The organism is Prevotella sp. oral taxon 313, from assembly GCF_003043935.1.
GTDB lineage: Bacteria > Bacteroidota > Bacteroidia > Bacteroidales > Bacteroidaceae > Prevotella > Prevotella jejuni.
On sequence record NZ_PYXE01000001.1, the window covers coordinates 2,659,871 to 2,675,205 of the forward strand.

At 37.8% G+C, this 15,335-nt stretch carries 15 protein-coding genes; 3 read left to right on the forward strand and 12 right to left on the reverse strand.

Annotated elements, in window-relative coordinates; genetic code table 11:
• The first annotated feature begins 198 nt into the window (after positions 1–198).
• On the forward strand, positions 199–1,461 hold the full coding sequence (locus AXF23_RS10375) for a S41 family peptidase (RefSeq protein ID WP_107625252.1): 1,263 nt from the start codon (positions 199–201) through the stop codon (positions 1,459–1,461).
• Between the two features lie 161 nt (positions 1,462–1,622).
• Here the strand turns inward: AXF23_RS10375 and AXF23_RS10380 are convergent, their stop codons facing one another.
• The 12 genes from AXF23_RS10380 to AXF23_RS10435 form a co-directional block, all read right to left on the reverse strand.
• Positions 1,623–3,353: an MAG1210 family protein gene (locus AXF23_RS10380; protein WP_107625253.1), complete on the reverse strand. Its 1,731-nt coding sequence runs from the start codon at positions 3,351–3,353 to the stop codon at positions 1,623–1,625.
• Between the two features lie 14 nt (positions 3,354–3,367).
• On the reverse strand, positions 3,368–4,117 hold the full coding sequence (locus AXF23_RS10385; protein ID WP_013264589.1) for a LemA family protein: 750 nt from the start codon (positions 4,115–4,117) through the stop codon (positions 3,368–3,370).
• 234 nt (positions 4,118–4,351) lie between these two features.
• Positions 4,352–4,987 (reverse strand): hypothetical protein, encoded by a 636-nt coding sequence (locus AXF23_RS10390; protein ID WP_107625254.1) that lies wholly within the window; start codon positions 4,985–4,987, stop codon positions 4,352–4,354.
• Between the two features lie 570 nt (positions 4,988–5,557).
• On the reverse strand, positions 5,558–5,713 hold the full coding sequence (locus tag AXF23_RS15975) for a hypothetical protein (RefSeq protein WP_004359295.1): 156 nt from the start codon (positions 5,711–5,713) through the stop codon (positions 5,558–5,560).
• A gap of 61 nt (positions 5,714–5,774) precedes the next feature.
• Entirely contained in the window at positions 5,775–6,128 is a 354-nt protein-coding gene (locus AXF23_RS10400) for a DUF6984 family protein (RefSeq protein WP_004359294.1), read from the reverse strand.
• 26 nt (positions 6,129–6,154) lie between these two features.
• Positions 6,155–6,475, reverse strand: a complete 321-nt coding sequence (locus AXF23_RS10405) for an RHS repeat-associated core domain-containing protein (protein ID WP_009013104.1) — start codon at positions 6,473–6,475, stop codon at positions 6,155–6,157.
• Between the two features lie 209 nt (positions 6,476–6,684).
• The gene (locus AXF23_RS10410; protein ID WP_009013103.1) at positions 6,685–7,320 is read right to left on the reverse strand and encodes a hypothetical protein; all 636 of its coding nucleotides are present in this window, start codon (positions 7,318–7,320) and stop codon (positions 6,685–6,687) included.
• Positions 7,321–7,784: 464 nt separating this feature from the next.
• A complete protein-coding gene (locus tag AXF23_RS10415; RefSeq protein WP_107625255.1) occupies positions 7,785–8,315 on the reverse strand; it encodes a hypothetical protein in 531 nt (176 codons plus the stop codon).
• Positions 8,316–8,444: 129 nt separating this feature from the next.
• Positions 8,445–8,972 carry a hypothetical protein gene (locus tag AXF23_RS10420; protein ID WP_107625256.1) on the reverse strand — a complete coding sequence of 176 codons (528 nt, stop codon included), beginning with the start codon at positions 8,970–8,972 and terminating at the stop codon, positions 8,445–8,447.
• Between the two features lie 24 nt (positions 8,973–8,996).
• Positions 8,997–10,076, reverse strand: a complete 1,080-nt coding sequence (locus AXF23_RS10425; RefSeq protein ID WP_107625257.1) for a Gfo/Idh/MocA family protein — start codon at positions 10,074–10,076, stop codon at positions 8,997–8,999.
• Positions 10,064–11,149, reverse strand: a complete 1,086-nt coding sequence (locus AXF23_RS10430; protein WP_107625868.1) for a radical SAM/SPASM domain-containing protein — start codon at positions 11,147–11,149, stop codon at positions 10,064–10,066. Before AXF23_RS10430 ends, AXF23_RS10425 begins: the two co-directional genes overlap by 13 nt.
• 92 nt (positions 11,150–11,241) lie before the next feature.
• Positions 11,242–12,951: a sigma-70 family RNA polymerase sigma factor gene (locus AXF23_RS10435; RefSeq protein ID WP_107625258.1), complete on the reverse strand. Its 1,710-nt coding sequence runs from the start codon at positions 12,949–12,951 to the stop codon at positions 11,242–11,244.
• A gap of 931 nt (positions 12,952–13,882) precedes the next feature.
• On the opposite strand from AXF23_RS10435, the gene AXF23_RS10440 reads away from it, so the two are divergent.
• Together AXF23_RS10440 and AXF23_RS10445 are read left to right on the forward strand one after the other, a co-directional pair.
• Positions 13,883–14,611: a DUF1266 domain-containing protein gene (locus AXF23_RS10440; RefSeq protein WP_107625259.1), complete on the forward strand. Its 729-nt coding sequence runs from the start codon at positions 13,883–13,885 to the stop codon at positions 14,609–14,611.
• Between the two features lie 30 nt (positions 14,612–14,641).
• Positions 14,642–15,172: a hypothetical protein gene (locus AXF23_RS10445; protein WP_107625260.1), complete on the forward strand. Its 531-nt coding sequence runs from the start codon at positions 14,642–14,644 to the stop codon at positions 15,170–15,172.
• The last annotated feature ends 163 nt before the right edge of the window (positions 15,173–15,335 follow it).

Consider the following 15,335-nt stretch of genomic DNA (forward strand, 5'->3'; position numbering starts at 1 on the left):
ATAAGAATTATATTGAAAGCAGCTAAGTGAATTGGAACAAATGGTGAGGTAATTTCTGTATATTACCTTACCACCAATTTGGGTTAAGGTGTTTACACTCTGTGCAAGAGATAGAAACACTTTTTGTACTTATAGCGATGTCTTTTAGTTCATTATGTTTCCTTTTGATGTCAAGATACCATATAATATAATTGATTTATGAAGAAGTTTGTAATATTAAGTATCACTCTCTTTGGATTAATAGTATCCATATTTGTAGTATTTTTGCTAAATAGATGGAATCCAATGCATGGACAGGTAGATTGGAATGAGGTTCAACGTTATACAGCAGACAAGATACCTGTCAATCCAAAAGACTTCCGAAGTGATTTCGAAGAAATATTCGAACAGGTCAAAAAGAAGTACCCATATACTACAAAGAAACACATCAACCTTGATTCGATTCACACCACATGCCTTCAACAAATTGACACCATGCAATCGAAAGTGGCTTATTCATTACTTATAATGGAATTCTTTGCCAATTTGAAATGCACTCATGCAAATAATGAAAGCATACTATATCCTTGGTTCATACAAGGGGATAATATCACAGTCATTGAGAATCGTGTGTTTATTAATCATCCTTCAGTCTTTGCTATAAAGGCTGGATTGCAAGATAAAGACGAGATTATAACTGTTGATGGTGTACCTACAAATAAATGGGTGATGCATAATAGCAAAAATGTCTCTGCTTCGACAGATGCCACTCGCTATCTACTATCAGCTTTAACCATACTCTGTAGTTATACAAGTCCTATAAAGACACTTGGAATTATTCGCCATGGAAGACCCATAACTATCACCATTCATCTGCAATCGAAGTCTGTTCCGACAAAGGAAGAGGAACAAAATGTAACTTGGAGAAAGGTTTCTTCAAAGGTTGGATATATAAATGTGAAAAGCATGCAAGATAATGCTGACACTGAATTCACCAAAGCTTTGAAGCATCTAAGCAAACTTCCATACTTGATAGTTGATGTGCGTCAGAATGGGGGAGGCAACAGTTGGATAGGAGATAATATTGCGCAGAATTTAATAAAAGGAAAACGACGTAATTGGAATGGGTCTATAATTTCTCCTTCCACTAACAGCTATAAGGGAAAAGTAATCATCTTGATGGGTAATTACTCCTGTTCTTCCGCTGAGACTTTTCTCATTACAATGAAAGAAAGTGGTGATGCCGTGTTGGTTGGTACATCTTCAGCTGGTGATACAGGTGGTGTTATTTATCTTTTTAAGACTTCACACGGAATATTCTATCGACTTCCTGTAGGACATTCGTCAGGTTCTTCTCCCAAGGGTTTCCCATTAGAAGGGAAAGGAATAAGCCCGAACTATTTGGTACCAATGAAAGTTAATGATTTCTTATCAGGGAAAGATACTCAATTGTCTTATGCTCTTCAACTGTTTCAAAAATAGCAGCCAACATTAGAAAGTACATGTGTATGATTGTTCTCAAATATATTGTTGAATCTAAGACAAGCATTTCATTTCTACGTAAGACTCCCCTTACATAAACAAAGGACGATAAAAGCGAAATACTTCTATCGTCCTTTGCTATTCATTCTTGCTTTCTCTGCTTATATCTTAGAGGCAATATGCCTTCTATATACATCTAAGTGCGATTTCTGTAAGACGTCACTGATATGGCTCATACGCTGTTTCTGACTCATGTCAGTATCGTTTTGAGTCTCATCCTCCTGCAACATAATACGACCATTGCCCTCAACAGGTAAGAACTCATACCACTCTACGGGTACATCATGCCATGAACCGTCACCACCATACTTACTGATATACGACATACGACGCTCTGAACGGAAGCCATAAGCTGTCACGTTAATCAGCGTACTGCCATCCCCCTGTGCCGCAGAAGAAGTCTTCATAATACAAGGAGTCACACAATCGGGATGCTGGAAATTCTCCTGTCCCCAAAAGTTAGCCAATGCTTCATGTTCCCAGAACGAACTCTTCTGTTCCATATCATGTCCGTAGATATCCTTCTGTGGACGTATCTGCTGATACATCGGCACACACAACAAAGGTGCAAAACCAAAGTAGATAGCACGGAAGTATCTCTCATTGATTTCGTAAAAGTCTTTCTTAGCCTTCTCAAAGTCAAAACTGCGATACTGAGCAGGGTTCATATCGAGGTCTAACACTTGTAGATGTTCTGGCATGATAGTGTTTATCATGTAATGCTTATCGAAATCAAAGTCATCACCATAGCCTTCTTTCTCGTCCATCAGCAGTGCCATCATACTCTGTTGTGCCAATGGTGTGAAGAGTAAAGCGTATTGCTGATTGTTATTACGATTACTTGTATTGAACGCAACCTCAAACTCTTCATTCGTCAACATCGCAAAATCACCACTCTCAAGGTTGCGTGCTTTACGCCTCAACATAAACCGATCCCACTTATAACGCAACGAACCTTCCTTTCCTGCCAGCCCACTTGGTTTACGATAGAAGGTCAAATCGGGTGCAGCTGTATTACCATAGATAAGCCTTGTACGCTCAAAGTAATTAGGATAAGGTGCTGTCACACTTGCATGTAAGGTTTCTGAGTGAGACACAGTACGTGGTTTTCCATCAGGACCCGTTTCTGTTGTTGTCCAGAAAATGGTTTTCTGACCGTGATAAGTCTTCTCTCCCATCTCCATCTTTCGTGTTCGACAGATGACAAAAGGATTACCATTAATAAGTCCAGAATGGGAATAAAGCACCGAGCGCTCGGTATTAAAAGAGTCGTTCCATCCGTATGTTTTACGAAGGTCTGCCAGTCGTTGTGTCGTAAAATAAGGGTCGAACTCCAGTCTGGGTACAGTCTTCGACATCATACGCGTAAAGACATCCCAGTCATAAAGCCTATTCAGAGCAGCCATCTGATTCCATGCCTGTTCCTTCAAAGTTTTCACCTTATTGTCTAATTCATTGTGCTGAGTACGTAAGGACTTCAACTTTGGATGTACCTTGAGTAATAGAAAGACAAGCAGTAAAACCGCCCCTCCACCTATCATCAAGAGATGCTCCATTGGAAACTCATTCCACTTCACATATACAACAGCACCACCTGCCACCACAACTATCCACAGAATGACGCATAGGATAGTCCACATCGTGATACGACCAGACACATCCGCAAGATTCTTCTCACCTGCATAGATTTGTCGACACGTCTCACGATTAGCCTCAACATCAACCTGAGCCTCGTCAGCAAGTGCATTAAAGGTTTCATCAGCCACCTTCTTAAACTTATCCTTAAAGGTGCTGATGTATTCGTTTAGTGGATCATATATATCCTCTACCATTTACTTCTGTAGTCTTAGAAGAACTTACCTCTTGCAGCCTCTCTTGTCTCTGCTGTTGCAGTAAATGGTATGCGTGTTGTATAACCCTGCTGAGCAGCAACAATCATCTTTGTTGGCCAAGAGAAGATATCAGTATTCCATTGTGTCACACGACTGTTATAAACAGTACGAGCTGCCGTAATCTCACGCTGCAAGTAGTTATTCTGTTGCATCGCATCAGCAATGGCATTGTGTGCTTTCAACTCTGGATAAGCCTCAACCTGTGGGAAGAGACGACCGAAGGCTGTATTTACTTGTGCATTCACATCACTTCTGTTACCTTCGTTCACACCACCACTACGAAGGGCTGCAACGGCTTTCATCACGTCTTTATCAAGGTCGATAGCACGTTCTACCAGTCCTACTACATTCTGCAGTATCTGTACGCGCTGTTCCAAATAGTTATCAATATTAGACGCCTCAGCCTGAATACGCTGTTCTAACTTCTGGAAATAGTTGCGAGCTGATATCTTCATAAAGATAAAGATAACACCTGGAAGGATTCCCACCAAACAGCCTACTACCCCTACAAGCAATGGATTTGTCATCGTACTACCCAATAACAGCACAAACAACAATACCAACACTGGACCAACTACCCACAAAGCAATCTGAAAGAGGGTTGAACCAAAACCAACTTCAACAGGAAGTTGCTTGTCTATTACATGTACATCACGGCCAGCATCATTAACTGGTCCTGTCACTTCGTCTAATGAATTTGCCATAGCTTAAATCGTTCTTTGTTTTCAATAATATCTGTTTTTAGGCTTCAAAGATACATTTTTTTCTTAAAGAGAGCAAATCTATACTCCTTATCTTCGCTTTTATGAAGACTTGATGACGATTTATAGTATCTATTAGCATAATTCCTTTGTGTGATAAAGTACCTCACAAAGAAAGGGGCATACGCTTGGTACGCCCCCAATCTTTATGAGTTTAATGCCTTCAGCATATTACCTCTACTTGCAAAAGTCTATCAGATTACGTCCCCATGCAGGTTTCAGTCCATTCTGCTTCTCCTTGGCATACAGTTCTTTGATGGTCTCTAAGTCCTTTGGACCATTCATACTCGGCTGTCCTGTCTGCTTGCTCATAATATCAAAGAACATGTAAAGGAGAATACGAGGGCGAGGGTTCGTTGGGTTAATGGCAATAGCTGACTTGTAACAACTGATTGCATCGCGGTAATAAAGTTTACCATTCTCAACAGGATTCTGCGTGATAAGTGCTGTGTAATAGAACCCCTTCAATGTAAACAGCTCTGAACGGTCAACGTCATTCTTTGTTTGTAGCGCCTCGACATCATCCTTCACTGCGTCTAAGAATAAAGAAGAATAATCGCTCTGTGGGTCTCGAGCAGCATACTGAAGGGCATAGAACACACGATAATAGGTAGGAAGCCAAGCATCAGGATACTGATTTTCCATGTGTTTCAAGTCATTCATTACCTTTACAATAGATGTAGGTGCGTTTACATTGACGACACTTAATGAGTTTTTTAACTGTGCATCGAACTGATTGTTGTTCTGTGCATTCATACTGGTTGCGCACATAAGGGCAACGATAACGACGATTTTAGAAACTAAAGTTTTCATACGCTTTGATTTTAATAAGTGAAACAATGATTTCTGTTGCAAATGTATGAAAGCTTTTTAGAGTCTCCAAATAATGGGGACAGACGACAAGAATGTGGTTTAGATAACTATCCAAGCCGCTGAATTACTATGTTCTGGGACGAATAACTAACATGCTTAGTTCGTTGGATAGGTAAGAGAATGATGTTATATTTCTGACTAAAGTAAGAAGACACGCACTACTCATTTCTACAAGAATAATTTTACTTTTAGTTTGCTGTCACTTTTAACACTTCGCATAACCCTACTGTAATTTAACAAGTTAAGTCATCATAATGAATGACAGGAATGACAGGAAACTCAATTCTAAAAGAATTACCTTACGATAGACAGAGAAGAATAGAGTGGATAACCTCTATATAAAATAAAGTTATTTACAGCTTTATAATATGGTGTAAAATAGTTTTATTGTTAATTAATATAGAGGCTGTTCCTGTCATATTATGTAGAACACTATAACCTTTTCTACTAACTTGCACGTGAGCCATAAAGAACTTGTGCCCATCTTGTTTTACTGGAATGTGTGAAATATTACCTTCCATAAATCATATCAACAGTTCCTACTCCTAGCCAACTGGCACCAAAAGATCCACAAATACCACCTACAGCACCTCCTATGATTGCTCCAGGAATAGCACCAACACCTCCAAACCATGCTCCTATCGCCGTATCAACCTTTGCTCCCAATGTCGAACCAGATACACTAGATACGAATACACTGGTTAAGTTAAGTTCATTTCATGTCTGATTATATCTGTGGGATATCCTCCATAGAGTCTACGGAAGGAATATGGCAAATTTCTGAATCATCTACCTTCCAAAAATCTAATTCATAGAGCGTATCATTAGAATCTATTAAAAGATAAACCGCTACTTCAACATTATCAACATCATGAAACTTGCAACATGAAAGAACTCTACTTTGTCTTCGAGTATATTTCTGGTTATTTTTAAAAAGCCCAATACTGCCTATTTTCTCTTTTGTGAGAGGATAAGCGATAAATTTATTTTCCCAATTACTTTCTAATTGGAATTGAGCTTTGGACGCTAGAAAGGCAATAAGAGCTACTTCCTCAGGAAAAATTTTTCTTTTATATTCCATGAATCCGACCTATATTATAAATATATTCACCATTCTCCAACCTTTTGGACACCACTAGATAAGCCATGTGCACCAGCTCTCAATAGTTCATGTCCAAAAGTTCCAACGCCATTAAAAATTGAGCCTATTCCATAAGTAGCGGCAGCACTAGCTGCACCTAATAAAGCCCCTTTCCATATGGGCTTGTCTGACATAGCTGCATTCATGGCACCCATCATTGCTCCCATTGCAGTTATTGCGATAAAATCGTCAAGGACAAATACATTACCACTAGGATCAGCATATTTGAGAGGATTATTCAAACAATAACTATAGCTGTTATAGTTAAATCTGTCTTTTGTTTTCAATAATATCTGTTTTTAGGCTTCAAAGATACATTTTTTTCTTAAAGAGAGCAAATCTATACTCTTTATCTTCCCTTTTATGAAGACTTGATGACGATTTATAGTATCTATTAGCATAATTTCTTTGTGTGATAAAGTACCTCACAAAGAAAGGGACATACGCTTGGTACGCCCCCAATCTTTATGAGTTTAATGCCTTCAGTATATTACCTCTACTTGCAAAAGTCTATCAGATTACGTCCCCATGCAGGTTTCAGTCCATTCTGCTTCTCCTTGGCATACAGTTCTTTGATGGTCTCTAAGTCTTTTGGACCATTCATACTCGGCTGTCCTGTCTGCTTGCTCATAATATCAAAGAACATGTAAAGGAGAATACGAGGGCGAGGGTTCGTTGGGTTAATGGCAATAGCTGACTTGTAACAACTGATTGCATCGCGGTAATAAAGTTTACCATTCTCAACAGGATTCTGCGTGATAAGTGCCGTGTAATAGAACCCCTTCAATGTAAACAGCTCTGAACGGTCAACGTCATTCTTTGTTTGTAGTGCCTCGACATCATCCTTCACTGCGTCTAAGAATAAAGAAGAATAATCGCTCTGTGGGTCTCGAGCAGCATACTGAAGGGCATAGAACACACGATAATAGGTAGGAAGCCAAGCATCAGGATACTGATTTTCCATGTGTTTCAAGTCATTCATTACCTTTACAATAGATGTAGGTACGTTTACATTGACGACACTTAATGAGTTTTTTAACTGTGCATCGAACTGATTGTTGTTCTGTGCATTCATACTGGTTGCGCACATAAGGGCAACGATAACGACGATTTTAGAAACTAAAGTTTTCATACGCTTTGATTTTAATAAGTGAAACAATGATTTCTGTTGCAAATGTATGAAAGCTTTTTAGAGCCTCCAAATAATGGGGACAGACGACAAGAATGTGGTTTAGATAACTATCCAAGCCGCTGAATTACTATGTTTTGGGACGAATAACTAACATGCTTAGTTCGTTGGATAGTTAAGAGAATGATGTTATACTTCTGACTAAAGTAAGAAGACACGCACTACTCATTTCTACAAGAATAATTTTAATTTCAGTTTGCTGTCACTTTTAACACTTCGCATAACCCTACTGTAAATTAATAAGTTAAGTCATTATAACGAATGACAGGAATGACAGGAAACTCAATTATAAAGGAATATCTATAGAAAAAAAGATAAGATGAAGATGGAATATTGACAATACTATATGGCACTTGACCTGATATATACCAGCCCAAGTGCCATATTTAGAATAGACACCTACATCTTTAATTCTCAGGTAAACCTATTTCTGGATTGAATTTTACAGAGACTTTTCTATTCTGAACAATATTTACTTGTCCATTATATGCAATATTAGATTCATCATATTTCATGTTTGGGTTAGCATAGTACACTTTCAGGTTATAATTACCAGATGTCAATTTGCTAATCTTAAAATTAATGTCGTATTTGCAAATACAATCAGCCAGTGCATCAAGGACATTATGGTACACGATAAGGGTTATCTGATTATCTTGATTAGCAATATTCACATAAATCTTTCTTACGGAACAGTTGGCTTTCAAATCTTCCAGTAGACACTGGGCTATACCGTCTTTGTCCAACTCTATACTTAATTTTGCTGGAATAGCATTGTTTTCTGCATAGAAGTCAGGACGTGTATCTGTCGGAGAGATGCTTAATTTACAATTAGAATTTGCAACATCATAAATTCTTAATGGCTCAAGAGATACCTTCTCAGAGGAACATGCAGATAATCCACAGAAAAGGATTAGGCTGTAAAATACTTTTTTCATAATTACAAGGATTTTATATGTTGATATTTATATAAACGTAATTACAAGTTATTTCTTGCTTATATTATTACGTATTTCTGTTATTGCTGAAATCCGCAATAAAGACATACATTTTATGGATAGTGTTTACTATTCAATCAACTTCCCGTGTTTTTTGAGTATTGAGAGAAACTCTCCCCATTCTGCCGCTCTTTTTTCTTTTGCTTTTTGAATGGCCTTGTTCTCTTTAACATATTGACTATTGTCCTCAATATTGCGTGGGTAACAGTCACTCAGATAAAACTTGCCAGATTCTGAAACTAATGATAAGTCTGTGAAAATTTGACTATTGAAAGATGACACAAACGTTGAGATATGGAGTAGAACCTTACCATACGAATGTATTTCTATGTTACGATAAATGGGAAAGAGCAGACTTGTCGGCTCAAAATCTTGAAAAATAATCTCACGGGTCTGCGCATTGAAAGACTTGATGTTGTCAAGTGTAAAGAGATAGGGGCTTGAAGCGGCTCTTGTCATTCGGACTGTCCCTATAGCAAACAATTCCGTTTTCGATGCTTGCACTGTGGGAGTTGAAGCAGACTCATCTTCATTGCTGCAACCAATAAACAGCAACGAGAAGATGAACGCCTGTAATACACAAAAGTACCTTTTCATAATTTGTTGGAATTTAATTAGTTATTATAATATGTGGTCGTCAATTATGTTCATATACTTCTTTATTTCTGCCATTAAGGAATAAACATGATTAACACTTTCCAAACCCAAAGCATAATTAGCCTCATGTTTGTTTTCAATCATGTCGGCAAAAGTCTTGATTTCAGAAAAGAACCCTTGTGAAACGATTTGGTTATTCCAAATAGTTGGGACAAAGTTGTTTCTTCCGTAGAGACAAATTGTTGCTCCATTGTTTGGAAAGACTTTCTCCAACGGAATCCCTAACAATGCTGAGCGTCTCGGCATGAAATCAAGTCGCTCCATGTTTTCCAACACATAAAGTCCTTTATCTGTACTGATATTTAGCTGTTCCTGTGCTTCTTGCCAAGAATAATCTGTTGATAGTTCCAACATTCCTGTTATATCTTGGTGCTCCAATACAAGAAATAAAGTTTGGGCACCATCTCTACTGCGAATGACATCCAAGTTCTTTATCTTTGCCTCTCCAAAAAGGAATGTTGCATAGTCAAGAGGATGGATGAATAGGTCAAGTAAAGTATCTCCTTCAGGGTATAATCCTGTCAGATAGCGATAATGATAATGCCGTTTGCCATCACCTTTCAATCGTTTTTTCAATACTTGAGTGGCAGGGGCAAAACGCCTTTGCAGTCCGACAACGATATGTTGTGAGCCATATAGCATGATAGTATCGATTAAAGACTTTAATTCTCTTTCATTCTCACAGGGTGGTTTCTCTATAAATAAGGACTTTCCTGCTTTTATAGTTTCGGTTGCAATCTGAAAGTGTGAATGGGGATTAGCTGCCACAAAAACACCAGAAACAGTATTATCAAGCAGTATATCCTGTAAAGAAGTTGTTCCTTTGACTCCTTTATACTTTTGAGAAATCAGCTCGGCTTTCTTCTCTGAGGTACAGCAGATATATTTCAGTGGTAACTGAAGATACTGTATGACGGGCAGAAGGTTGTTTGCACAATGATTGCCAAACCCAACAAGAGCATACTGTTGCGTGTAAGTATGACTCAACTCTCTCATACTGCGTATATACTTGTATCTGCCTATGATGTTATCTAAATATCCCATTTTAGCTTTGCTATTATTCGTTTGAAATGTTTATTATAGGTAGTTTGCCTATTGCTGGTCCATTGATATTTCCCATAAAACAACTCTATCAATCGTTTGGGGATTATCTTTTCTATATTTTTTAACAGGATAATGTCATATTTTCGGTGATAGTTGATCCAACATTGATTGCATTCTTTGGAGTACTGACATTGAATTTTGCACGTATTCTTTGAATTGAATATCTCATCGAGTGTATTCTCGTGAATATTACCCAAGATTACATCTAAATTCTGGCATAAGGGGACATCCCCATTAGAATGGATGACCAATTCACTGAATATGCTATGACACCGTAACTTAAGTCTATTATTCTTCCACTCGTCATACAAAGCTACAAAGTCAAAGTTCTCATATGTTTGATGTATGGAAGAGGGTATCTGGCTGATGAAATCCGCATCATTGGATTCTATTAAACCTTTGGTTGTGTCGAAGAATGACATTGTGCTGTAAATGCCAATACGTACATCAATGTTATATTGTTTAGCACAATCTATGACATGTCTCATATCCTCAAACGAGTTCCATGGAGAAAGACAAAACATTAGGGAAATAGGCACAATGTCTTTACATGCCTCTATAACCTTGATCACTTTGTCATACCCATCTCTCCCACGCATATAACGATAGGTTTCTCTATTACCGTCAAGTGATATGTATAGATGTTTGAAATGATGATTCTTTACAGCAGAAATTACCTTGTTCGTTGCAAGGCAGTTGGACAGCAATGTATAATTAGGATGGTTAGTATCAAACCATTCTAATATATTGTCTGCTTCGGGATGGAGGATAAACTCACCTCCTTCCAAACCTACTATCGTGCTTTTTGTTACACATTTACTATTCATTATTCTGATAATATCAACCAGACTTAGATTTTCTGTAGGTTTTTTCCAAATGGAACAGTGTTTGCAACGAGACTGACAACTTGTTGTGGAATATATCATTAGAGAGGTAAGTTCCTTATGCTGTCTTCGTACTACATTGTTGACAAATACCATTCCATTGTGGATGTAGTCATAAATACTGTACATCTTTTTTAAAGTTTTGTCTTTTACTGTAAGAGTAGAAAACAAAAAAAAGACTGCACAGTTTTGTAACTTTTTTATCAATTCATTCTCTCCATTTACCAAGTAAGCCGTAATCCGAATGGTACGGTAATGATAAACGGATGCTCTGTACGGTAAGTTTCGAGACTACTACCATTTCTAAAATAATAGAACATATTTGGTTCTATATACAGGCTGAAAGGTTTGAATAGCTTGTACTGCACACCGGCACCTAAGTTTACAGACCACTGAGAACGTGGCTTGATGTCACCCTTTAACGTGTAGGACGAGTCAGACGTTATGATATACTTCTTATCAAGTGAACTGTGAACTGGCATCTCGAATGTCACTCCACCGGTCGTATAGGCATTGAATCGTCCCTTGCTCCATATACGATAGGTCAATCGCAATGGTATGCCCACATAATCAATCTTCTGGGTCTTCAACAAAGTCGCACCATTAAACTCGCTCTCAAAATCAGACTTCAACCTTGTATAGGTCAATCCTGTGCCAAAAGTCCAATGCTGACTTAATTGCTTATTAAGCGATAAACCAAATGTTTTTGGGCGGTAGTGATGCGCCTTCTCACCTAAAGACGCATTGCCCTCTGTTGCATTATTCAGTGCAATCCATGACATTTTTGCCCTCTCTACAGAATCCATCAGCGCATTGTTCCTGACTAAATAATTTACATAATCATCCCAGGTATATAGTTTGGCAGCCGCACCGCCGTTAGCATAATCTACCACCGAGAGATAGTTCAAATTAGACATAGCTCCATTGGCTCCAGCATTGGAGGAATAGCCGAAGTTGAATGTCCACGGGTATTTCTTCTTATGGTTTACATCGAGGTTCATGTTTCCATTCGATGCCAACATTTTATCTTCTGAAATTTGTGGAATACGGAGCACGGAGTCGTCTATACTGATTTCACCAGTAGCCAAATACTTTGGCAAGGAATCTACATGGAAGAATACTGGCTGCTGCTCTGATTCAACACTGTCTGTTATGATCTGTGAAGAAATATCTTCAGTAGGAATAGTCTTTTTTACCAAAACACGCCTATCATTTCCAATAGCGCTTGAAGGTATAGAATACCTTGGCTGCCCATTCTTTTGAGAAGCAGCTCCATTTTGTTGAACTCGTTTTGGAAAGTTCTGATGAGTATCTAAAGCCGTTGATCTATTATCAGATGTGTCAACGAACTTGTCCCTCGTTACGAAATAGATATAGACAGGTATCAGGATGGGAAGCAAGAATAGCATCCAATACTTAATCAATATGACACGTAGCATTTTCTTTGCCCGAGCCAACTGCGAAGAAGAACTGTGTGGATTGATACCAAGCAGATCCCCTATTTCCTTATGTGAAAGACCGTCCAACACTGAGAGTTTGAAAATTTCTCGGTTCCCCTCTGGTAACAGTTCTATCGCTGACAGCAACAACTCCAGCTCTATATTCTTTTCTTTATCGTCTTCTTCGCTCAACACATCTTTCCCCAGACTGGATAAAAGAATATTACTTTTTTCTGTACTTTGTAGGAATCTCAACGAAAGGTTTCTCACAATCGTTATCATCCATCCTTCCAATTTTGAGTTGTCCTTCAGCGAATTAATAGAGGTAAAAATGATGATAAAAGCATCGTGCAAAATATCTTCTGCCGTACTTTCATCTTCCACATAGTGCAGGCATATTCTCTTTAATCTGTCGGAATATGCCTTATATAAATTTCCGAGAGCCTTACGTTCTCCCTGTTTACATGCGTCTATATTAACATCTATTTTCATAGATATACCATACCTTTTTATTAAAAGGAGTATGTTTTGCTTAAAAGACTGCACGGATTTAGGAACTTTTTTTGAGAAACTTAGAAAAATATTTAAAAGATATGACTAAAAACCTCTTTTTAATAGCTGTTTCGTTATCTAAAAGAGATAGTTGCCACCTTGACTTATAGAAAACACTTCATGCCGTATCACAACACCTACAGCAAGCGAAAATAACGTATCTTTCCCATATTTCTAATTTCTTTGAAGTATTTTTTAGTTTAGATTTATCATTACATTCGATTTCAGAATATCACCTTACAAAGGTAAGAATATAATAGCAAACAGTATGTTTTTATGGGAAGATTACCAGTATTTTTTTAATAGTAACTGAATATTTCTATTACTAACTACGCTACAAAACTTTCTCTTGCACCATCTTAGCCCTTTCCTCAGTGTTCCTTTTTATGTAATAGCTTTAGTTTATCACTCCCTATTTCAGAAAAAAAACTTTCATCTTAATACTTAAAAAACCTCCAAATAATGGGGACAGACAACAAGAAAGCGGTTTAAATAACTATCAAGCCCGCAGAAATACTATCTTTTGGGACGAATAACTAACATGCTTAGTTCGTTGGATAGTTAAGAGAATGATGTTATACTTCTGACTAAAGTAAGAAGACACGCACTACTCATTTCTACAAGAATAATTTTACTTTTAGTTTGCTGTCACTTTTAACACTTCGCATAACCATACTGTAAATTAGCAAGTTAAGTCATCATAATGAATGACAGGAATGACAGGAAACTCAATTATAAAGGAATTGCTTTACAATAGTCATAGAAGAATAGAGTAGACAACCTCTATATAAATGTTAAAGAAAATTACATCTTCGTCAGGGTTGATGGTTTTTAGTATCTTTGAAACCATATTACTTATAAAACCACAACTATGGGACTATTCAACTTCTCACGTAAACTAACAGACGAACAATTACGACGTATCTCCCTAAGTGCACAATACCAAGAACAACAGGGAGGTAATCATTTTACGCTTTCGGCTAAGATTGGTTCACGTGCGAAGGTCTTTCTCCAACAAGGATGGGGCATCACAGACCATCAAGAACTCTGCGATACCATAGAGACACTACTCGGACGTATTCGCTCGGCTGACATTACTGTTATTAAAGAAGAGATAATAGCAGAGTTACAAGAGGATAGTAATATCAATACAGAGGAACAACGCTTATGCTCAATGGCTGGTATTGCTGGTAAGTATCACATTACAGAGGAAGAAGATTTAGACGACTTGCTCAATATGTTGAACAACTATATCGCAGATCTTGACGCTCTGCACGCCAATCAATTGATAATTTCATGGGATGCCATAACAGGAAAAGACGTTATAGGATGGGATATAGGGCGTGCTGCCTATCTCGTACGTGTAGGCGTAGAAGTGAACTATTTAAAGGCAGACGAGGCATGGAACTACCTCGAGAGAGCGTATCAGAGAGCCATTAGCACATTCAACACATGGGAGGAGTTCGGACATTCCTATATCATCGGCCGTAGTTTCTGGGCTTATTCACCAGAGGTTCGAGACGTCTTAGGCTTTTGTAACGTAATGAAATGGCTTATGAAACATCCAGATAGCCCATGGCTAAAAGTTACTCTGAAATAAACAATTAATAACATATAAATCATTAAGATTATGAGTCAAAGTATTATTCCGTTTATCTTCATGTTTGTTGCGATGGCCGTTATTGCCTTTTCGTTGATGCTCTATGTATATAGAAAAGGCAAGAATAGTAAGGGAGTCTACACTGCAAAGGCACTGGAGTTTATTGCAAAGAAGTATCCTACTATCGACACAAGCAATATCAAGTGTGTAGAGTTTTGGTATCCTCTGGGCATAATGGGGAAAGCTGATGTCGCACTCGTTGCTTACAATGATGACGACATGTATATTATATCTGTTCTTCCTCGGCCTATACCAGGTTTTTATAGAATCGTTCCTAATGAAGAGTCTGAATGGGATATGGTTTATTATCCTATGTCAAGTATCGAACAGGCAGGCTTTGATGAGAAGCAAAAGAATTTCATTTTCACTGTCAACGGTAGGTCTATAAAACTGAAGATAAGAAAGAGGAACGGATTCCAAGAAGACCAGCAAGCAGAACTACATGACTTCTTTACAACAATATCACAGGCTTTACAGAAGAATAAAGCATTGAACGTATAGCCTCTAAGGGAGATACATCAATAACACACAAGAGGGTGCATAAAAGCTATATAAAGTCTTTTATGCACCCTTGTTTATGTGTGACTGGCTCTCTCTATACAACCATTACCAAATTATTTTCACGAAGAAAAATATTTTTCTTCATGACAATAAATATTTTTTT

Coding starts and splice junctions, on each gene's coding strand:
- AXF23_RS10415 (WP_107625255.1), bottom strand. CDS start 8,315: ATGAAAAAAGTATTTTACAGCCTAATCCTTTTCTGTGGATTATCTGCA.
- AXF23_RS10375 (WP_107625252.1), top strand. CDS start 199: ATGAAGAAGTTTGTAATATTAAGTATCACTCTCTTTGGATTAATAGTA.
- AXF23_RS10390 (WP_107625254.1), bottom strand. CDS start 4,987: ATGAAAACTTTAGTTTCTAAAATCGTCGTTATCGTTGCCCTTATGTGC.
- AXF23_RS10380 (WP_107625253.1), bottom strand. CDS start 3,353: ATGGTAGAGGATATATATGATCCACTAAACGAATACATCAGCACCTTT.
- AXF23_RS10420 (WP_107625256.1), bottom strand. CDS start 8,972: ATGAAAAGGTACTTTTGTGTATTACAGGCGTTCATCTTCTCGTTGCTG.
- AXF23_RS10435 (WP_107625258.1), bottom strand. CDS start 12,951: ATGAAAATAGATGTTAATATAGACGCATGTAAACAGGGAGAACGTAAG.
- AXF23_RS10385 (WP_013264589.1), bottom strand. CDS start 4,117: ATGGCAAATTCATTAGACGAAGTGACAGGACCAGTTAATGATGCTGGC.
- AXF23_RS10410 (WP_009013103.1), bottom strand. CDS start 7,320: ATGAAAACTTTAGTTTCTAAAATCGTCGTTATCGTTGCCCTTATGTGC.
- AXF23_RS10425 (WP_107625257.1), bottom strand. CDS start 10,076: ATGGGATATTTAGATAACATCATAGGCAGATACAAGTATATACGCAGT.
- AXF23_RS10440 (WP_107625259.1), top strand. CDS start 13,883: ATGGGACTATTCAACTTCTCACGTAAACTAACAGACGAACAATTACGA.
- AXF23_RS10430 (WP_107625868.1), bottom strand. CDS start 11,149: ATGTACAGTATTTATGACTACATCCACAATGGAATGGTATTTGTCAAC.
- AXF23_RS10400 (WP_004359294.1), bottom strand. CDS start 6,128: ATGGAATATAAAAGAAAAATTTTTCCTGAGGAAGTAGCTCTTATTGCC.
- AXF23_RS10445 (WP_107625260.1), top strand. CDS start 14,642: ATGAGTCAAAGTATTATTCCGTTTATCTTCATGTTTGTTGCGATGGCC.